19 protein-coding genes are annotated in these 19330 nt (G+C 71.4%); 10 read left to right on the forward strand and 9 right to left on the reverse strand.

Going from position 1 to position 19330, the window contains the following annotated elements; translation table 11 throughout:
• Positions 1-50 precede the first annotated feature (50 nt).
• Both V6U86_RS18910 and V6U86_RS18915 read right to left on the reverse strand, forming a co-directional pair.
• Entirely contained in the window at positions 51-284 is a 234-nt protein-coding gene (locus V6U86_RS18910; protein WP_030337431.1) for a DUF7455 domain-containing protein, read from the reverse strand.
• Positions 285-529: 245 nt separating this feature from the next.
• Complete coding sequence (locus V6U86_RS18915; protein ID WP_334505131.1) at positions 530-2131, reverse strand: RNA polymerase sigma factor; 1602 nt, start codon at positions 2129-2131, stop codon at positions 530-532.
• Between the two features lie 664 nt (positions 2132-2795).
• Between V6U86_RS18915 and V6U86_RS18920 the strand changes: the two genes are divergently transcribed.
• Entirely contained in the window at positions 2796-3614 is an 819-nt protein-coding gene (locus V6U86_RS18920; RefSeq protein WP_334505132.1) for an inositol monophosphatase family protein, read from the forward strand.
• Between the two features lie 64 nt (positions 3615-3678).
• Here the strand turns inward: V6U86_RS18920 and V6U86_RS18925 are convergent, their stop codons facing one another.
• The gene (locus V6U86_RS18925) at positions 3679-4194 is read right to left on the reverse strand and encodes a LytR C-terminal domain-containing protein (RefSeq protein WP_334505315.1); all 516 of its coding nucleotides are present in this window, start codon (positions 4192-4194) and stop codon (positions 3679-3681) included.
• 433 nt (positions 4195-4627) lie between these two features.
• Here V6U86_RS18925 and V6U86_RS18930 point away from each other — a divergent pair, with 433 nt between their 5' ends.
• Positions 4628-4924 (forward strand): DUF4193 domain-containing protein, encoded by a 297-nt coding sequence (locus V6U86_RS18930; protein ID WP_007075406.1) that lies wholly within the window; start codon positions 4628-4630, stop codon positions 4922-4924.
• Positions 4925-5039: 115 nt separating this feature from the next.
• The gene (locus tag V6U86_RS18935; protein ID WP_334505133.1) at positions 5040-5864 is read left to right on the forward strand and encodes a hypothetical protein; all 825 of its coding nucleotides are present in this window, start codon (positions 5040-5042) and stop codon (positions 5862-5864) included.
• An 82-nt stretch (positions 5865-5946) separates the two neighbouring features.
• On the opposite strand, the gene V6U86_RS18940 is transcribed toward V6U86_RS18935, so the two are convergent.
• On the reverse strand, positions 5947-6480 hold the full coding sequence (locus V6U86_RS18940) for a DUF3093 domain-containing protein (RefSeq protein WP_442934968.1): 534 nt from the start codon (positions 6478-6480) through the stop codon (positions 5947-5949).
• 84 nt (positions 6481-6564) lie between these two features.
• Here V6U86_RS18940 and dut point away from each other — a divergent pair, with 84 nt between their 5' ends.
• The 4 genes from dut (at position 6565) to V6U86_RS18960 (ending at position 8990) form a co-directional block, all read left to right on the forward strand.
• Complete coding sequence (gene dut / locus V6U86_RS18945) at positions 6565-7101, forward strand: dUTP diphosphatase (protein WP_334505136.1); 537 nt, start codon at positions 6565-6567, stop codon at positions 7099-7101.
• A 25-nt stretch (positions 7102-7126) separates the two neighbouring features.
• Entirely contained in the window at positions 7127-7786 is a 660-nt protein-coding gene (locus V6U86_RS18950) for a DUF3710 domain-containing protein (RefSeq protein ID WP_334505137.1), read from the forward strand.
• A 114-nt stretch (positions 7787-7900) separates the two neighbouring features.
• Positions 7901-8281: an OB-fold nucleic acid binding domain-containing protein gene (locus tag V6U86_RS18955; RefSeq protein ID WP_124771947.1), complete on the forward strand. Its 381-nt coding sequence runs from the start codon at positions 7901-7903 to the stop codon at positions 8279-8281.
• A 25-nt stretch (positions 8282-8306) separates the two neighbouring features.
• Positions 8307-8990 carry a DUF3159 domain-containing protein gene (locus tag V6U86_RS18960; RefSeq protein WP_334505139.1) on the forward strand — a complete coding sequence of 228 codons (684 nt, stop codon included), beginning with the start codon at positions 8307-8309 and terminating at the stop codon, positions 8988-8990.
• A 43-nt stretch (positions 8991-9033) separates the two neighbouring features.
• Here the strand turns inward: V6U86_RS18960 and V6U86_RS18965 are convergent, their stop codons facing one another.
• Positions 9034-9723 carry a potassium channel family protein gene (locus V6U86_RS18965; protein ID WP_334505140.1) on the reverse strand — a complete coding sequence of 230 codons (690 nt, stop codon included), beginning with the start codon at positions 9721-9723 and terminating at the stop codon, positions 9034-9036.
• Between the two features lie 3 nt (positions 9724-9726).
• Positions 9727-10392, reverse strand: coding sequence for a potassium channel family protein (locus V6U86_RS18970; RefSeq protein WP_334505141.1), 666 nt, complete (start codon positions 10390-10392; stop codon positions 9727-9729).
• Positions 10393-10555: 163 nt separating this feature from the next.
• On the opposite strand from V6U86_RS18970, the gene V6U86_RS18975 reads away from it, so the two are divergent.
• Entirely contained in the window at positions 10556-12643 is a 2088-nt protein-coding gene (locus V6U86_RS18975; RefSeq protein ID WP_334505142.1) for an APC family permease, read from the forward strand.
• Between the two features lie 67 nt (positions 12644-12710).
• Positions 12711-13925 (forward strand): class I SAM-dependent RNA methyltransferase, encoded by a 1215-nt coding sequence (locus tag V6U86_RS18980; protein ID WP_334505316.1) that lies wholly within the window; start codon positions 12711-12713, stop codon positions 13923-13925.
• 41 nt (positions 13926-13966) lie between these two features.
• On the opposite strand, the gene V6U86_RS18985 is transcribed toward V6U86_RS18980, so the two are convergent.
• Positions 13967-14716, reverse strand: coding sequence for an SDR family NAD(P)-dependent oxidoreductase (locus tag V6U86_RS18985; RefSeq protein ID WP_334505143.1), 750 nt, complete (start codon positions 14714-14716; stop codon positions 13967-13969).
• A gap of 239 nt (positions 14717-14955) precedes the next feature.
• A complete protein-coding gene (locus tag V6U86_RS18990) occupies positions 14956-15426 on the reverse strand; it encodes a MarR family winged helix-turn-helix transcriptional regulator (RefSeq protein ID WP_334505144.1) in 471 nt (156 codons plus the stop codon).
• A gap of 226 nt (positions 15427-15652) precedes the next feature.
• On the opposite strand from V6U86_RS18990, the gene dxs reads away from it, so the two are divergent.
• Positions 15653-17599, forward strand: a complete 1947-nt coding sequence (dxs, locus tag V6U86_RS18995; protein ID WP_334505145.1) for a 1-deoxy-D-xylulose-5-phosphate synthase — start codon at positions 15653-15655, stop codon at positions 17597-17599.
• Between the two features lie 225 nt (positions 17600-17824).
• Here dxs and V6U86_RS19000 read toward each other — a convergent pair whose 3' ends face one another.
• Complete coding sequence (locus V6U86_RS19000) at positions 17825-19018, reverse strand: hypothetical protein (protein ID WP_442934969.1); 1194 nt, start codon at positions 19016-19018, stop codon at positions 17825-17827.
• Positions 19019-19330 lie beyond the last annotated feature (312 nt).

Here is a 19330-nt window from a genome sequence, read left to right on the forward strand (position 1 = left end):
GCCGGAGGCACCCTCGGGGTGCCTCCGGCCGGCTATGTCGGTTTGTGGATTTAGTTCGCCATCAGATCGGCGCCACGCCAGCTGAAATCGGGCTCCGTTGCGAACCGCTCGGTGATCTTCACGAGATCCTCCGCGTACTTGTTCGCGTGGTGCCCGCAGAACACCAACTCGCTCCCACCCGCCAGAGTGATCCGGAGCTTCCCGGCAGCATTGCAGCGGTCGCACCGTTCATCGGCGGCTGGGGGCGCCACCGTCTCGGGCGGCGGCGTGAGGGTCGGGGTCATCGCCTTCCTCCTCTGGTCGTCACCGATGAACAATCTCTTCGGTCGTTGCTCACCTATCGTGCAACACCCTTACTAGGCACTGCCTTCCCTGTTTGCCCGCGGGGGACCGAGGTCACACCTGGAAGGGACAGTGTGCCGTGCACCCAGGGTGCCACGTCAACGATCACATTCGTGCATCCGGACGATCACCATCTGGTGTTGCACACCAGGTGGTCAAAACGACACGTTCGGTTGACGAAACCCGGTCAGTCCAGGTAATCCCGGAGGACCTGCGACCGGGACGGGTGACGCAGCTTGGACATCGTCTTGGACTCGATCTGCCGGATCCGCTCCCGGGTCACCCCGTAGACCTGGCCGATCTCGTCGAGCGTGCGCGGCTGGCCGTCGGTCAGGCCGAAGCGTAGGCGTACCACACCCGCCTCACGCTCGGAGAGCGTCTGCAGCACCTGCTGGAGCTGGTCCTGCAGGAGCGAGAACGAAACCGCGTCGACCGCGACCACGGCCTCGGAATCCTCGATGAAGTCGCCGAGCTGGCTGTCGCCCTCGTCGCCGATGGTCTGGTCCAGTGAGATCGGCTCCCGAGCGTACTGCTGGATCTCCAGCACCTTCTCGGGTGTGATGTCCATCTCCTTGGCCAGCTCCTCCGGAGTGGGCTCGCGGCCCAGATCCTGGAGCAGCTCACGCTGTATGCGGCCGAGCTTGTTGATGACCTCGACCATGTGCACCGGGATGCGGATGGTGCGGGCCTGGTCGGCCATGGCGCGGGTGATGGCCTGCCGGATCCACCAGGTGGCGTACGTGGAGAACTTGTAGCCCTTGGTGTAGTCGAACTTCTCCACGGCCCGGATCAGGCCGAGGTTGCCCTCCTGGATCAGGTCGAGGAAGGCCATGCCGCGGCCGGTGTAGCGCTTGGCCAGCGACACCACCAGTCGGAGGTTCGCCTCCAGGAGGTGGTTCTTGGCCCGCTCGCCGTCCCGGGAGATCCAGCCCAGGTCACGGACCATCTCGCGGACGAGCTTCTCCTCGCCCTCGTCGGCGGCCCGCAGTCGCTCGGCGGCGTAGAGCCCGGCCTCGATCCGCTTGGCGAGCTCCACCTCCTGCTCGGCGTTGAGCAGCGGGACCTTGCCGATCTGCTTCAGGTACGCCCGCACGGAGTCGGCGGAGGCGGTCAGCTCGGCGTCACGTCGCGCCTGCTTGAGGGCCTCGGACTCCTCGTCGTCCCACTCGAAGTCGTTGTCGGTCGCCGAGGCGGCGGCGTCGGTCTCGGCGGCCTGGGCCAGCTCGGCCGGCTCCTCGACCACCACGTCCTCGATCGCGGCGGCCAGCTCCTCCGGGTCGATCTCGCCCTCGGCGCCCTCGCCCTTGGCCTTGCCGGCAGTCTTGGTCGGCTTGGCTCCGGCAGCCGCGGCCACCGTCGCCTTGGTGGCTCGGGTCGACCGGGTCGCCTTCGCTGGCGTCGCCTCGGCGGCGGTGCCGGTCGCCTTGCGGGCGGCCACCTTGCGCGGGCCCGGCGTCGACGGGGCGTCGTCGGCGGCGGGCGCCTGCTTCGGGGCCGGCGCGGCGGCCTTCTTGGTGGTCTTGGCGGTGGTGGCCCGGGACGCTGGCGTGGTCGAGCGGGCCGCGGCGACGCGGCGGCGGGTGCTCGCCGAGCCGTCCACCACGACGGTCACTCCCGCCTCGGAGAGCGCCCGCAGGATCTTCTTGGCCTGGGCCGGAGTCACCTCGGCGGACTCGACGGTGCGCGCGAGCTGGGCCGACGTGAGCTGGCCACCGGCGCTCTGCGCGTGGGCGATCAGGGTGTCGGTGAGCGAGCGAACGTCGGCGCCGGGCTGGCGGGGTTCTGTCACGAATGACCTTCCGGAGGCGAAGAGCGGGCACGGCGTGTTCGTCCGGCGCAGCGAGGGTTACCGTGCCGGGCGATGTGGTTGAGGGACCCTCGTGTCACGGTCCGGCCGGTGGTCGGCGGTCCGTGCCGCGTGGGCAGGGGTGAATTGTAACGCCGTCTGCGGCGATCATCCTGCTCCGCATCGCGTACCGCCGGTGGGGACCGTCAGTGCGGCGGAGATATGGGCTTCGCGGTAATGATAGCCGCGCGGCCGGCGAAGGGTGCCCGTCGTCGGCCCTGGCGGCGCGCAGATCGTGTCCGAACTGCCATCTGAGCAGCCGGCACCAGGTCGGTGGGGCGACTGCCAGGGCGGTTGTGCGGAGCACCGGGGCCGCTGGAGGACCGGCTGCCGGCGTCCCCACCAGGTCGCGGTTGGGCAACGCTTGCGAGCTGAGCACGGACGGGGCGGTAAGCACTTAAGCGACATTACCAATCTAAAGGGGCATATTCGCTTAGGTTGGCCGCTCAAGCCGCGAGCGGTATCGGGCGCCCCCTCACAGCGGATGCCGCGTACCAAAAGATCCTGGTCTGGCGTCGTCGCGTGCCGTCGGGAACGATGATCTTCGGAAGTCGGGTCGCTGGCTCCACCCACCCACCTGCACCCGGCATGCGGAAAGAGGCGAATCATGACCAACTCGGCTACGACGCCATCGGAGCTGCTGGCCGTCGCACTGGAGGTGGCACGGGACGCGGCGGACACCGCGTACCGGATGCGCGCCGAGGGGGTGGTCGTCGCCGCCACCAAGAGCACCGTCACCGACGTGGTCACCGCCGCGGACCGGGCGGTCGAGCGGCAGATCCTCGACGCGCTGGCCGCGCTGCGCCCGGACGACTCGGTGCTCGGCGAGGAGTACGGCGAGGGGGCTGCCACCGCGGGGCGCAGCGGAGTGCGCTGGATCGTCGACCCGATCGACGGCACGGTGAACTACCTGTACGGGCTGCCGCACTCCGCGGTCTCGCTGGCCGCCGAGGTGGACGGGGTGGTGGTTGCCGGCGTCGTGCGCAACGTGAGCACCGGCGAGCAGTGGACCGCCACGGCTGGCGGCGGGGCCTGGCGCGACGGTGTCCGGCTGCGCTGTTCCGGCGAGGTCGACCTGGGGCAGGCGCTGGTCGGCACCGGCTTCGGCTACGACGCCGCCCGCCGGGCGCACCAGGCGCAGGTGGTGGCCGGGCTGATCGCACACGTACGGGACATCCGCCGGCTCGGCGCCGCCGCGCTGGACCTCTGCCTGGTCGCCGAGGGGCGGCTCGACGCGTACTTCGAGAAGGGCCTTGCGGCCTGGGACCTGGCGGCGGGCGGTCTGGTGGCCGCCGAGGCGGGGGTTCGGGTCGCCGGCCTGGCCGGTCGACCGCCGGGGCCGGACCTGGTGGTCGCGGCCCCGCCCGCGCTCTTCGCGCCGCTGCACGATCGGCTGGCCGCGCTGGACGCCGCCGGCGGACCCTGACCGGCCGACCGGGTCGGTGCTCGGTCGGTCGGTGGTGCGGCGCTGTCGCTGGCCGGTTACGCGGTCACTTCTTGGCGGGTGGGGACGGGCAGGAGCCCTTGGGCGCCTCCGGCGGACCCGAGTCGCCGAGTGACTGGTTGACCTCGGTCGTGGTGGCGAGCTGCTGGAAGCGGTTGCCCAGCACCACGTCCACGATGTCGTCGGTGCGCGCCGGGTCGTAGCCCGGCACGGCGTTGTTGAGGAAGTACGCCTGGAGCAGGTGCGCGGAACCGACGCCCTTCGGGCCGAACCGCAGCACCGCGACGCTGTCGACCTTCTTCTCGTTCCCGGTCTTCTTGACCTGGAACTGTCGATTGCTGAACTCGTCGGCGACGGTGTGGGCGAGGCCGGGCTGATCCGTGGCATTGAACACGTTGATCTTGACGTCCTTGCGCTCGCGCAGGGTCAGATCCGCCAGTGGCCAGCCCTCGGGGCAACCCGCCGCAATGCCCGCGTTGCTCTGGGTGTCGCGGACCACGGCGACGACGACGACGACCAGGGCGATGACCGCCAACAGGCCGACGATGACGAGTGCTCGCACGCGCGCAAAACTCATCAGGGGACTCCCCGGACCTCAGGTGGGTGGTGGCGGCCAGGAACGATCGCTCAGGCCGCCGGCCGTCGAATACGCCGCTGAGGTTAACGGTTGTCCGGCCGTCGCGTGGAAACAGCCCGACATGCCGGCGCGCCGACCGCGAACCGGGTACTACTACCCCTATCTTCGTGTCGCCTGAATCACATTGGGAACAACTTCGCGTGCGGGGGCGTACATCTCAGCCGCAAGGGCGGTATACATGCCTCGCCCAAGGGGGGGTAAGGTTCCGCGCTCGCAGGGGAGTCGCCCCAGCGAGCTCGACCCGTTCGGTCCTCGGGTCGGGTGCCCGACACAAGTGGTGGCCGGCCAGCGGAACCGAAACAGCGTCGTCCGGCGTTACAACCGGAAGCGACAACATCGATATGGGAGAGTGAAACCGATGGCCACCGACTACGACGCCCCGCGTCGCGACGAGGTCGACCTCGGCGAGGACAGCCTGGAAGAGCTCAAGGCACGGCGCGTCGACTCACAGTCGGGCGCGGTGGATGTCGACGAGGCCGAGGTGGCCGAGAGCTTCGAGCTGCCCGGTGCCGATCTGGCCGACGAGGAGCTCACGGTCAAGGTGCTTCCGATGCAGCAGGACGAGTTCCGGTGCGCCCGCTGCTTCCTGGTCCACCACCGTAGCCAGCTGGCGGTCGAGCGCAATGGCGAGCTGATCTGCCGCGAGTGCGTCTGACGATCACAACACGGCGGCGGCCTCCTGAACGGGGCCGCCGCTGCCGGTGTAGGCATGCGGCAGCGGTGGGTACCTGCTTGACTCGAAGCGGGTAGCCACAGCACCGGGAGGTCCGATGAGCGATCGAGGCGGCACGGACGATGGCGGCACGGAGGAGCTCGGTGCCACCCGTGGCACGGACGACCTCGGTGCCACCGTCGCGGCGTTGACCGCGGATGACATCGAGCCGGCCCGGCGCCGCCAACTGCTGACCCGGATGGTCGGGCAGGCCCGTGCACGGGGCATCTCCGACCTGTTCAAACCCCGCGCCGCCGTGCGGTGGATGGTCGACACCGTCGCCGAGGTCGCACCGCACGTGCCGATACGAGACCTGGACGCGCTGCGCCGGCACTTCCCCGGTCTGGACGACGCCGCACTGGCCGACAGGCTCATCCGTAACGCGTCGAGGACGACCGCCGCGATCGGCGCGGCCGGCGGGGGCGTCGCCGCCGTCGAGTGGACGGTCGCCCCGACCCTGCTCTCCGCGCCGGTGCTGCTCGCAGCCGAGACCGTGGCCGTGGTGGCGGTGGAGCTGAAACTGGTCGGTGAGCTGCACGAGATCCACGGTGTGTCGCTACCGACCGGAGGCAGCCAGCGGGCGGTCGCCCTGGTGCACTCCTGGGCCACCCAGCGCGGCGTCAACCCGATGGTGCCCGGCGTGGGAGTGGGAGCGGTGCTCGGCACCGCCGCCCGCAAGGAACTTCGAGACATGCTGCTGCGGCGTTTCGGTCGCAACCTCACCACGCTCGGGCCGTTCCTGACCGGTGCGGCGGTGGCCAGCTTCCTCAACCGACGGGCCACCCAGCAGATGGCCGAGCAGCTCCAGGTCGACCTGCGTCGGCGGGGCATCGCCCGGCCCGCGCCACCGGCGGCCCTCCCCGGCCCGCCGACCGGCACCTGAGGTGGGCCTTCGGCCTCGGACCGGCACCTGAGCGGGCCTTCGCCCTCGGACCGGCACCTGAGCGGGCCTTCTGCCAGTCGGATCAGCCGGGCTCTGCCGCTGTCCGGTGGGAGGCAGCCAGGGCATCCCGTGCGGCCAGCACCGCCTCGGCCAGCTCGACCGGGTGGCGGGTGCTCACCACCCAGAACGGGGTCGGGTCCGCGGGATCGTCGAGGATCACCTGCACGGCGCCGCCGATCCACGGTCGCTGCACCACGAAGGCGAACGGGTCCGCGCCGACGCCGAGCACCTCACGTCGGCCGGCCACGTCCAGCGGCACCACGTCGGCCACGAAACGTACCGGCAGGCGGGCGTCGTCCACCCGCAACTCGGCGTCGGTCACCCCGACCCGGATCCGGCCGAGCCACCACAGCCCGGCCGCGGCGAGCGGCACCAGCACGGCGAACGGCAGCCAGGCACGGACGCCGGAGGCGCCCATCCAGATCTCGACGGCCAGCAACGAGGCGGCCACCAGCCCGGCCAGCCACAACCACCAGGGCAGATCCAGCCGCTCGGTGTACGCCGGGCGGGCGGCGCCGGGCGGCTGATCGGCGGACGGGGAGGGCGACATGCTCACTCCTGCGAGGGTACGGCGCACGGCGGCTCGACGAACCGGCAGGATGGCAGGGTCACCCCGCGAACCGGACGGAAGAGGGGACCTGTGACCGACGTCGTACCCGTGCCCGTACAGCTGCTCGACCCGGAGCTGCCGCTGCCCACGTACGCCCATCCCGGCGACGCCGGGGCCGACCTGGTGGCGGCCGCGGACGTGGAGTTGCCGCCCGGCGGCCGTGCCCTGGTGCCCACCGGCGTGGCCATCGCGCTGCCGGAGGGGTATGTGGGCCTGGTCCATCCCCGCTCCGGTCTGGCTGCCAGGCTCGGCGTGACGGTGCTCAACGCGCCCGGTACGGTCGACGCCGGCTACCGGGGTGAGATCTTGGTCAACCTGATCAATCATGATCGGGATGTGCCGGCGAAGATCTCCCGCGGCGACCGGATCGCGCAGCTCGTGGTCCAGCAGGTCGCGCGGGCGCGGTTCGAGCCGGTGGTCGAGCTGCCCGCGTCCCGGCGCGGGACCGGTGGACACGGGTCCACCGGTGGGCACGCCGGGCTGGTGCCGTCGCCGACGGGCCAGGACCGGGTCGAGCGGCGGCCGAACGAGCCGGGCCGCGGGCAGACGAAAGAGGTGGCAGGGTGAGTGTGAACAGCGGAGGGCAGGCGCAGTGATCTTCTCCCGAAAGCGGGCCGACGCCGGGCGGCGGACCCGTGACGAGCAGGCCACCCAGGTCCCGGACCAGGGCGACGCGGCGCCGACGCTGGAGCGCGGCCCGTACGACATCTCCGAGAGCTACGACGACGTGCAGCGACTCGACCTGGGCAGTTTGCACATCCCGGCGATCGCCGACGTCGAGGTGCGGGTGCAGGCCGACCCGCAGGGTGTGATCCAGCAGGTGGTGCTGGTGCACGGCGACAACGCGCTCCAGTTGGGCGTCTTCGCCGCACCCCGGTCCGAGGGGATCTGGGACGAGGTGCGCGAGGAGATCCGCCAGTCGCTGCTCCGCGACGGCGCGAGCGCGCAGGAGGTCGCCGGCGAGTACGGCCCGGAGCTGCACGCCCAGGTGCCTACCCCGGACGGCCCGACGAACCTGCGGTTCGTCGGAATTGACGGGCCGCGCTGGATGGTCCGTGGCGTCTTCCAGGGCCCGGTGGCCACCGACCCGGCCCTGGCCGGGCCGCTCGGCGAGTGCCTGGACGGCCTGGTGGTCGACCGTGGGCAGGAGGCGAAGCCGGTCCGCGAGCCGCTGCCGCTGCGGTTGCCCCGGGAGGTCGCCGAGCAGGCCGAGGCCGAGGCGGGCGACGCCGCCGCCACGCGTCAGGTCTGACCCGCGCGCACCGGCCCGCCGGAACCAGCCCCGTCGGCGTACGCTGGCGGCACGGTTCCGGCGCCGCCGGGGCAGGCCGGGGACGGCGAGCGTGGAGAGGGTGACGCGGAGGTCATGACGACCGACGAGAGCCGGGTGTCGTTGCGGCGCATCCTGCAGAGGTTCACCGCCAGCGAGGCCGAGATCGACGCGCAGGAGCTGCGCCGGGAGAGCGCCGAGTGCGGCGGGGTCCCCGCCCAGCAGTGCTCCCGGGGCCAACTGGTCTCGGTCGCCGGTCGGCTGCGCACCGTGGTCTACACACCGCGCACCAATCTGCCCACCCTTGAGGCCGACCTGTACGACGGCAGTGACGTGGTCACGCTCGTCTGGCTGGGTCGACGGCACATCGCCGGGATCGAGCCGGGCCGGCACCTGACCGCCCGTGGCAGGGTGGCGGTGCGCGACGACCGCAAGGTCATCTACAACCCCTACTACGAGCTGGACTCGCCCAAGTGACGGCACTGCGGACGGAAGGCCGGCGATGACGACGGGACAGGACCGCGCGGCACAGCCCGAGACGGGCCCTCAGGACGAGGAGCAACTGCCGACGATCGCCGAGCAGATGGCTGACCAGCTCGGCGGCTGGCGCGGGCTGGTCGAGTCCAGCATCCCGGTCGTGGTCTTCGTCCTCGCCAACATCATCGGCGAGCTGCGGCCGGCGGTGATCGCCTCGGTCTCCGTCGCGGTGCTGATCGCCGGGGTGCGGCTGGCCCAACGCCGGCCGATCCGGCACGCCGTCAACGGGCTCTTCGGCGTCGGTGTCGGCGCGGCGATCGCGTGGCGCACGGGCGACGAGCGTGACTTCTACCTCCCCGGCATCCTCTACGGCATCGGTTACGGCGTCGCGCTGCTGATCTCGGCCGCGATCCGGCAGCCGCTGGTGGGCTGGATCTGGTCGGTGTTGGTTGCCAAGGGCCGCTCGGAGTGGCGGACCGACCCGAAGCTGGTACGCACCTTTACCCAGCTGACCGTGCTCTGGGGCGTGGTGTGGCTGGCCAAGGTGGGCGTGCAGGCCGGGCTCTACCTGGCCCACCAGGACACCGCGCTGGGCGTGGCCCGGCTGGCGCTGGGCTACCCGCCGTACGCGCTGCTGTTGCTGATCACGGTCTGGACGGTGCGCCGGGTCACCCGGGAGTCGTCGCCGGCCCCGCTGCCCAGCGCCTGAGCGAGGCCGAGTCACCCCGGACGCTCAGGCGCCCCACCTATTGTCAGCGTGAGCTGCGGGTCCGTTCGACGCTGTCCGGCCCGAGGATCACCGCGCGGACCTCGTCCTCCACCTCGGCGGTGCAGACGAAGATCAGCTCGTCGCCGGCCTCGATCGGGTCGTCCGGGCTCGGCACCAGGACCCGCTTGCCGCGCAGGATCGCCACCAGCGCGGAGTCACGGGGCAGCGGCACGGCGTGGATCGGTTGACCGACGTAAGGGGCGGTCGGCGGCAGAGTGATCTCGACCAGGTTCGCCTCGCCCTGTCGGAAGGTCATCAGCCGGACCAGGTCGCCGACGGTTACCGCTTCCTCGACGAGCGCGGCCATCACCCGCGGCTTGCTCACCGCGACGTCCACGCCCCACTGCTCGGTGAAGAGCCACTCGTTCTCGGCCCGGTTGACCCGGGCGACCACGCGCGGCACCGCGAACTCGGTCTTGGCCAGCAGCGACAGCACCAGGTTGGTCTTGTCGTCGCCGGTCGCCGCGACCACGACGTCGCACCCGGCGACGTCGGCCTCCTCCAGGCTGGTCAGCTCGCACGCGTCGGCCAGCACCCACTCGGCGGCCGGAACCCGGTCCGGGCGCAGCATCTTGGGCTGGCGCTCGATCAGCATCACCTGGTGGCCGTTCTCGATCAACTCCTGGGCGATCGAGCGGCCCACGTTGCCCGCGCCCGCGATGGCGACTCGCATGGCTCAGTGCCCTCCTTCCGGCGCCGTCGCCGCCACCGACGTGACCGCCGCCACGATGTCGTCGCTGACCAGCATGAACACCTGGTCACCCTCCTGCAGGACGGTGGAGCCGGTGGGTAGCGTGCCGATGCCGAAACGGATCAGGTAGGCCACCCGCGCCCCGGACGCGTCCTCCAGCGCCCGCACGGGTCGACCGATCCAGTCCTTGTGGACGGGGACCTCGACGATCGACACGGTGCTCGTGGGGTCGCGGAAGATCTCCACGTTGCCCTCCGGCACCAGGTGTCGCAGCATCCGGTCCGCCGTCCACCGCACGGTCGCCACGGTGGGGATGCCCAGCCGCTCGTAGACCTGCGCCCGGCGCTGGTCGTAGATGCGGGCGGCGACCCGGGACACGCCGAACGTCTCGCGGGCCAGCCGGGCCGAGATGATGTTGGAGTTGTCGCCGCTCGACACCGCCGCGAAGGCGTCCGCGCGTTCGATGCCGGCCTGTCGCAGCACCTCGCCGTCGAAACCGGCCCCGGTCACCGTGATCCCGGCGAAGTCGGGGCCGAGGCGGCGGAAGGCGTCGGCGTCCTGGTCGATCACCGACACCGAGTGCCCTCGGGACTCCAGGCTGTGGGCGAGGGTCGAGCCGACCCGACCACATCCCATGATCACGACGTGCACGCTGTCCCTCCCAAGGTGCGCACCACTCCCGATGCCGTGGTCTTCCGAGTGCGAGCCTGCCACGTCCCGGTCACGAGCGGGGACCGACCGTACCCCGCCGTCTCCAGCAGCGGTGATCGCCCACCCCCGCGCCCCCGCCGTGGTGGTCGTACCCTTGGCGTTCGTGGCCAGTCCCACCTCGCTGCTGAAGCGGCTTCTTCTCGGTCGGCCGTTCCGGTCCGACCGGCTGCAGCACACCCTCCTGCCGAAGCGCATCGCGCTGCCCGTGTTCGCCTCGGACGCGCTGTCCAGCGTCGCGTACGCGCCCGACGAGATCCTGCTGACCCTCTCCATCGCCGGTGCCTCCGCGTACGTCTTCTCGCCGTGGATCGCCCTGGCCGTGGTCGTGGTCATGCTCACCGTGGTGGCCAGCTATCGGCAGAACGTGCACGCCTATCCGTCCGGTGGCGGCGACTACGAGGTGGCCACGGTCAACCTGGGCCCGAAGTTCGGCGTCGGGGTGGCCAGCGCGTTGCTTGTCGACTACGTGCTCACGGTGGCGGTGTCGGTCTCCTCCGGGGTGGCCAACCTGGGCTCTGTGGTGCCGTTCGTGGCCACCCACAAGGTCCTGATCGCGGTGAGCGCGGTGGTCCTGCTGAGCGCGGTCAACCTGCGCGGTCTGCGCGAGTCGGGCACCGCGTTCGCCATCCCCACCTACGGCTTCGTCATCGTGATGGGCGGGATGCTGCTCACCGGGTTGTTCCGGGTCTTCGTGCTGGGTGACGAGCTCCGCGCGCCGAGCGCCGACCTGATCATCCAGGCCGAGCACAGCGTGACCGGTTTCGCGCTCATCTTCCTGCTGCTGCGGACGTTCAGCTCGGGCGCCGCCGCGCTCACCGGAGTCGAGGCGATCTCCAACGGCGTACCGGCGTTCAAGGCGCCGAAGAGCCGCAACGCCGCCACGACCCTGCTGCTGCTCGGCGGCATCTCGGTGAGCATGCTGGTCGGGATCATCTGGCTGGCCCGGCTGACCCACCTTCAGTTCGTCGAGGACCCGGCCCTGCAGATCGTCTCCGGCCCCGAGGGGTACGTGCAGAAGACCGTCACCACCCAGCTCGGCGAGACGGTCTTCGGCTCCGGGTCGATCCTGCTATTCGTGGTTGCCGGGGTGACCGCCCTGATCCTGTTCCTGGCCGCGAACACCGCGTTCAACGGTTTTCCGGTGCTCGGCTCGATCCTCGCCCAGGACCGCTACCTGCCCAGGCAGTTCCACACCCGGGGCGACCGGCTCGCGTTCTCCAACGGCATCGTCTTCCTCGCCCTCTTCGCGATCGTGTTGATCGTCGGCTTCCAGGCCGAGGTGACCCGGCTCATCCAGCTCTACATCGTCGGGGTCTTCGTCTCGTTCACCGTCTCCCAGGCCGGCATGATCCGGCACTGGAACCGGCGGTTGCGGACCGAGCGGGACCCGGAGGCGCGCCGCCGGATGCACCGGTCCCGGGCCATCAACACCTTCGGCGCCGGCCTGACCGGCACCGTGCTGGTGATCGTCCTGATCACGAAATTCCTGCTCGGGGCCTGGATCGCGATCGTCGCGATGGCGGTGATCTACGTGCTGATGCTGGCCATCCGCCGGCACTACGACCGGGTCGCCGCCGAGCTGACCCCGCCGGACGAGGGCCGGGCTGTGCTGCCCGCCCGTAACCACGCGATCGTGCTGGTCAGCAAGCTGCACCAGCCGACGCTGCGGGCCATCGCGTACGCCCGCGCCACCCGACCGGACACGCTCACCGCGGTGACCGTCAACGTGGACGAGCAGGACACCCGGGACCTGCAGGCCGAATGGGAGCGCCGGGAGATGGCAATCCCGCTCACCGTGATCGACTCGCCGTACCGGGAGATCACCCGGCCGATCCTGGACTTCGTCGCCTCCACCCGTCGCAAGTCGCCCCGGGACGTGGTCACCGTGTTCATTCCGGAGTACGTGGTCGGCCGGTGGTGGGAGAACCTGCTGCACAATCAGAGCGCCCTGCGCCTCAAGGGCCGGCTGCTCTTCGAACCGGGGGTGATGGTGGTCAGCGTGCCGTGGCAGCTCGCGTCGACAGCGAGCAAGAACCTGGACCGGCTGGACGCCACGCTGTCCCGGACCCCGGCGCGCGGGCCGCGCAGCGCCGCCCCGCCACCGGTCTCCGCGCCGCCGGTGGTCTCCGCGGCGTCCGGCGAGGGCGAGCAGCGTGAAGGTAGTGCGACAAGGGAGAACACCAGTGACTGAGCCGGGCAGTCGGACCGCGACACCTCGGACGCCGTCTGCGTCGGGATCCTCGGCCACCGAGCGGGGTCTGGCCGAGGCGGATCGGGTCGAGTTGACAGTCGACGCGGTCGCCCCGGGCGGGCACTGTGTGGCCCGGGTGGACGGGCAGGTGGTCTTCGTCCGGCACGCGCTGCCGGGTGAGCGGGTCATCGCCGAGGTCACCGAGGTGCACAAGGGGTTCGTCCGGGCCGACGCGGTGACCGTGCTGGAGCCCTCGCCGGACCGGGTCGAGCCGCCCTGCCCGTACGCGAAGCCGGGCGCCTGCGGCGGCTGCGACCTGCAACACGTCGCCCCCGAGGCGCAGCTGGCCTGGAAGGCCGCAGTGGTGCGCGAGCAGTTGGTCCGCCTCGGCGGGCTGACCGACGCCGAGTTGGACCGGCTCGGCGTCCGGGTCGAGGCGCTGCCAGGCGGGCTGCTCGGCTGGCGCTCCCGGGTCCGTTACGCGGTCGACGGCGCGGACCGGGCCGGCCTGCTCAAGCACCGCTCGCACGAGGTGGTGCCGATCGATAGGTGCCGGATCGCCCACCCGGCCATCCAGGAACTGCCGGTGCTCACCCCCACCGGCGCGCGCTGGCCGGCCGCCGAGGCGGTGGAGACCGTCGCCAGCACCGGCGGGGACGTGACCGTCACGGAGCTGCGCGACGGGGTGCCCACCCCGGTCAGTGGTCCGACCGAGGTCCGCGAGGTCGCCGCCGGACGGAACTGGACGCTGCCCGCGTCGGCCTTCTGGCAGGTGCACCCGGCGGCGGCCGACACGTTGTCCACGGCCGTGTTGGAGCTGCTCGACCCGCGACCGGGCGAGGTCGCCTGGGACCTCTACGGCGGCGCCGGGCTGTTCGCCGCCGGGTTGGCCACGCAGGTCGGCCCGACCGGCCGCGTGACCGTGGTGGAGGCGGCCCCGCAGGGCGTCGCCGCCGCCCGGGAGAACCTGGCCGACCTGCCCCGCGTCGAGGTCGTGTCGGCCCGGGTGGAGACCGCGCTCGCCCGTCGGCGGATCACCGGCCCGGTCGACGTGGTGGTGCTCGACCCGCCGCGCTCCGGGGCCGGCGCCCCGGTGGTCCGCGCGTTGGTCGCCGCCGGCCCGCGGGCGGTCGCGTACGTGGCCTGCGACCCGGCCGCGTTCGCCCGGGACGTGCGTACCTTCGCCGGGCTGGGCTGGCGGCTGGCGGCGCTGCGCGGATTCGACCTGTTCCCGATGACCCAGCACGTCGAGCTGGTCGGGCTGCTGGTCCCCGGGCCGTAGGCCATCACCCCCCGACGCTCGGGGTGGGTCGACTCCGCTGCCTACCAGGGCACGCCCTGGTAGTCGGCCTGGCCGGCGATCTGCCCGCCATCGGCGACCACGTCGCTGCCGGTGATGAACTGCGCGTCGTCGCTGGCGAGGAAGAGCACCGTACGGGCGACGTCGTCGGGTTCCCCGACACGCCCCAGCGCGACACTGCTCGTCTCGAAGGTGGCTCCCCTCGTCATCGGGGTGTTGATCTGACCCGGGTGAACCGCGTTCACTCGGATCCCGTACGTGCCCAATTCCAGGGCGGCGCTCTTCGTGAGACCGCGTACGGCCCACTTGGAAGCGACGTACCCGGACATCAGGATGATTCCGATAAAGGCGGCCACGGAGCCGAGGTTGACGATCGAGCCGCCGCCAGCCCGCTTCATCGCCGGGGTCACGGCCTGGATGCCGTTGAAGACGCCGATGAGATTCACGTCCAGCACGCGCTGTAGCTGCGCCACGTCCCACTGCTCCAGGGGAGCGGGATCGACGATGCCTGCGTTGTTGACGAGGATGTCGATGCTGCCGAACCGCTCCTCCGTCCGTTGGACGAGGTCGGTCCACTGCTGCGGGGAGCGGACGTCGAGCTTCTCGACCACTGCCGTCGGCCCGAGTTCGGCGGCGAGGGCCTCGGCCTCCGCGACGTTCACGTCGGCGATGACCACGTTGGCGCCCTCGCCGACGAGCCGCCGTACGGTGGCCGCGCCCATTCCCATCGCGCCGCCGGTGACCACTGCCGTCTTTCCTGTTACTCGTCCCATGATGAGTTCCTTTCGCTGAGAACCGGACCGCTCGATGCGGCCAGCGGCCGTGGGGCCAACGGTAGCCAGCGGAGGGTGACTCGTCACCCTTTAGTGGCAGGTGACACATCACCCCGGTTAGGTGGTTGCTTCGACTGAAAGCCCGGCTCTGCTTGAGATCAAAGGCGCGGCTGGGTCGTGATACATCAATAATCAGGGCAGGCGCTGGGGTGACGAGTCACCGCAGTGAGGGTCGGCCCTCATTCCTCGAAGGGGTCATCCTTGAGGTTGTCCAGCACCGCCTCGGACATCACGGCCAAGGTGTCGAGCTGCCGAGGGCTCAGCACGTCGAGGAAAACCTCCCGCACGTACCGCAGGTGCAAGGGAGTCGCCCGGTCGATCACCGTGCGCCCTTCCCCGGTGAGCGCGATGTAGGTCCCCCGAGCATCATCGTCGGAGCTGCGGCGCTCCAGCAGGCCCCGGCGGATCATGCGGGATACCTGGTGGGTGAGGCGCGTCTTCTCCCACCGTAGGACCTCCCGCAGCTCGAAGACCCGCATCGGTCCTTCCGGGTGGAGCCGCAGACTGCTCAAAACGGCGAAATCCGCGAGGGAGATCCCCGCGTCGCGGAGCAACTGGCGGTTCAGGTGCCGCCGGACGTCCTCCTGCATGGTCAGGAAGCCGAACCAGGCGCGCTGCTCACGATCGTTCAGCCGTTCAGGCTCAGTCACCCCTCAACGCTACGGCAGGACGGTTTTCTGCCCTCCCTCCGGCGCGCCACCCGGGGCGCGGTCCTGGGCTCCTGGACACCTGCCGGCCCGGCGTACGGCGGTGCCCCGACCGGCAGGCCGCGCCGGCTGCGGATCCGGCTCTGACCCGGCGCTCAGCCGGCGGGCATGGGTGCGCAGGGCTCGGGCCGAGCTGCGGAGTGCCGGGCGGCCGATAGACTCTCCGGTCATGAGTGTTGAAGAGGACACGGCCAACCACGGCCGGCTGCTGGGGACGGTTCGCGGTCCGCAGGACGTCAAGCGGATGACCGGCGAGGAGTTGGACGTCCTCGCCGCCGAGATCCGGGACTTCCTGATCGCCAAGGTCTCCCGTACCGGCGGGCACGTCGGGCCCAACCTCGGTGTGGTCGAGCTGACGCTCGCCATGCATCGCGTCTTCGACTCCCCCCGGGACCGGCTCCTGTTCGACACCGGCCACCAGGCGTACGTACACAAGATCATTACCGGGCGTCAGGCCGGCTTCGACAAGCTCCGCCAGCGCGGTGGCCTCTCCGGCTACCCGAGCCAGGCGGAGAGCGAGCACGACCTCATCGAGAACTCGCACGCTTCCACAGCGCTGTCCTACGCCGATGGCCTCGCCAAGGCGTACGCCCTGCGCGGTGAGGCGCGCAGCGTGGTGGCCGTGGTCGGTGACGGTGCGCTGACCGGCGGCATGTGCTGGGAGGCGCTGAACAACATCGCCACCGCCGGCAACTCCCTGGTCATCGTGGTCAACGACAACGGCCGGTCCTACTCGCCGACCATCGGCGGCCTGGCCGACCACCTTTCCTCGCTGCGGCTCAACCCGGGCTACGAGAAGGTCCTCGACACCGTCAAGGACGCCCTGGGCTCCACCCCGCTGGTCGGCAAGCCCATGTACGAGGTGCTGCACGCCGTCAAGAAGGGCATCAAGGACGCGGTCGCCCCGCAGGCCATGTTCGAGGACCTCGGCATCAAGTACGTGGGCCCGGTGGACGGGCACGACGTGACGGCGGTCGAGGCGGCGCTGCGCGCGGCCAAGAACTTCGGCGGTCCGGTCATCGTGCACGCGGTCACCCGCAAGGGCTACGGCTACCGTCCCGCCGAGGAGGACGAGGCGGACTGCCTGCACGGCCCCGGCGGCGCGTTCGACGTGGAGACCGGTGCGCTGCTGGCCGCCCCGGCGGTGAAGTGGACGCACGTCTTCGCCGACGAGCTGCTGGCCATCGCCGACGAGCGCCCGGACGTGGTGGGCATCACCGCCGCGATGGCCGAGCCGACCGGCATCGCCAAGCTGGCCCGCAAGTACCCCGAGCGGGTGTACGACGTGGGCATCGCCGAGCAGCACGCCGCCACCTCGGCGGCCGGGTTGGCGCTCGGCGGTCTGCACCCGGTGGTCGCGGTCTACGCCACCTTCCTCAACCGTGCCTTCGACCAGGTCCTGCTGGACGTGGCGATGCACAAGCTGCCGGTGACCTTCGTGCTGGACCGGGCGGGCATCACCGGCCCGGACGGGCCGAGCCACTACGGCATCTGGGACATGTCGGTCTTCGGGGTGGTGCCGGGCCTTCGGATCGCGGCTCCCCGCGACGCCGCCACCCTGCGCGAGGAGCTGCGCGAAGCGGTGGCCGTCGACAACGGCCCGACCGTGGTGCGGTTCCCGACCGGCGCGGTCGCCGCGGACCTGCCGGCGCTGCGCCGGGTCGGCACGGTCGACGTGCTGGCCGAGTCCGCCCGTACCGACGTGCTGCTCGTCGCGGTCGGCTCCTTCGGCCAGCTGGGCATGGAGGTGGCCGCCCGGGTCGCCGAGCAGGGCTACGGGGTCACCGTCGTCGACCCGCGCTGGGTGCGTCCGGTCCCGGCGGAACTGGTCGACCTGGCCGCCCGCCACCGGCTCGTGGTCAGCGTCGAGGACGGCGTCCGGGTCGGCGGGGTGGGCGACGCGCTCGCCCAGGCGATGCGGGACGCCGACGTCCGGGTGCCGCTCAAGGACCTGGGTGTGCCGGCCGACTGGCACCCGCACGGCACCCGCGCGCAGATCCTCGCCGACTTGGGCCTGACCGCCCAGGATGTGGCCCGCAACGTCACCGGTTGGATCTCCAGCCTGGACGCCACCCCGGACCGCCTCACCCCCAGCGACGCGGCCGCACAGAACTGACCCGCACACGACGGCGGGCGCCCCTCACCGGGGGCGCCCGCCGTCGCGCGCACCCCCCCGCACCCCCCGCACCCCCCGCACCCTCGTCCTGCTCGCCGATCTTGCACTTTCGGTCGACGTAATGCCCCTTGAGCCCCGATTTGTCGCCGCAGAAAGTGCAAGATCGCGGGGGCGAGGGTGTGGGGTGTGGGGGTGGGGGGCGGGGTGGGGCGGGGCGGGGCGGGGTTAGCGGGGGGAGATTGAGCGGTAGTGGGTCTTGTCGCTGTTGGCGAGGCTGTAGGTCTGGGAGCGGGACGGGGTGGGAATGACCGCCAGGCCGGGGCGCTCGACCAGCATTGGAGTGCCCGGCGGGACGGACAGGGAGCCGTCCCGGGTGGGTCGCCAGCTCAGCACCACCAGCGGCTGACCGGGCACCGGCAGTTGGTACGTCTGCAACGGGGTGGCCCGGTCGGCGGGTGAGACGACGGGTGCGCTCCCGTCGGCCGGTCGGTAGACCACCGCCGTCATCGCGCCGGCATCGGTGTCCCAGCTGAGCTGCTGCAACTCGGCAGCCTCGCCCCCGCCGAGGGCGACCTCGCCGAGCGAGCGCACCGTGAGCTTCGCCATCGGCCAGGATGTCGGCACCGAGCGCGGGGCGTCCCGATCCCCGATCCGGCGCGGGATGCTGCCGAACGGGCCCCGGTCGCCGGCCAGCACGCAGGTGTCCAGGCCGGTGAGTGCCCGCCGGCCCGTGCCGGACTCGTCGCGAACCAGCGGGTAGCGCGGGTCGACGGTGCCGGTGCCCAGGTCGAGCAGCCGGTCGGCGGCCCGTCCACGGGGCAGCGACTCCGTGGTTCGCAGGGTCGCGGTCACGGCGACGGCCGTGCAGGACGGCACGTCGACCGGTGCGCTGAGGCCGTCCGAGATGGTCAGCGTCCGATCCTGTGGCCCGAGGAGGGTCTGCACCCGGGCCGAGACCAGGTAGCGCCGGCCGCCGGCCGTCTGCACCGGCAACACGTCGGAGTAGACGAGGTAACCCGGGTCGGTGTATTCGGTGGCGCGGGTGACTTCGTACCGGTCACCGTCGCGAGTCAGTTGCAGCAGCCAGGAGGCGCTTTCGCCGGGCACGTCGGCGGCCACCAGCGCCACCGGGGCGCCGTCGACGCGACCTGAGAAGAGGATGCCGGACGAGGGCAGGTGCGCACGGTCGTCGGCCGGCGACCGCCAGCCCCGTACGGCCGTGGTGACCGCTGCGGTCGTCGCGGCGTCCCCGGAGAGGTCGCCGCGGGGCGGCCACACCGTCAGCGCGCCGTCGAGGCTGTCGTACCCGACCCGCAGATCCTGTGGCTTCCGCTCGGCTACCGGACCGCAGGCCGTGCTGGCCAGCAGCGCGCTCAGCAGGACGGGAAGCGCCCTGCCGTACCGACGGCCTCGAGTCACCTGGCCCGCCCCCGATCGCCTCGCCGTCGCTGTGGGAAAGCGCCATAGTACGAGATGTCCGGTGCGGTGCCTCAGGTGGCCGTCACCCGATCCGCCACAATGGACGCGACCGGGGCTTTAGGGCGTTTTGGTTGCTCCGGTAGACTCCGCCGACTGTGACGCCTGCCGAGTCCCGCGCCCTGCCCGCGCCGCACAAGGAGGCGGCAGCCGACTCCGCCGACCTGGTGAATTACCGCACACCGGTCGATCGCCTCGCCGGCCCGCCCGCGCTGACCGCCCCCACCACGGCACCGGCCGAGACCGCAGGACCGG

Source organism: Micromonospora sp. CPCC 205558, assembly GCF_036902955.1.
Taxonomy (GTDB): Bacteria; Actinomycetota; Actinomycetes; order Mycobacteriales; family Micromonosporaceae; genus Micromonospora.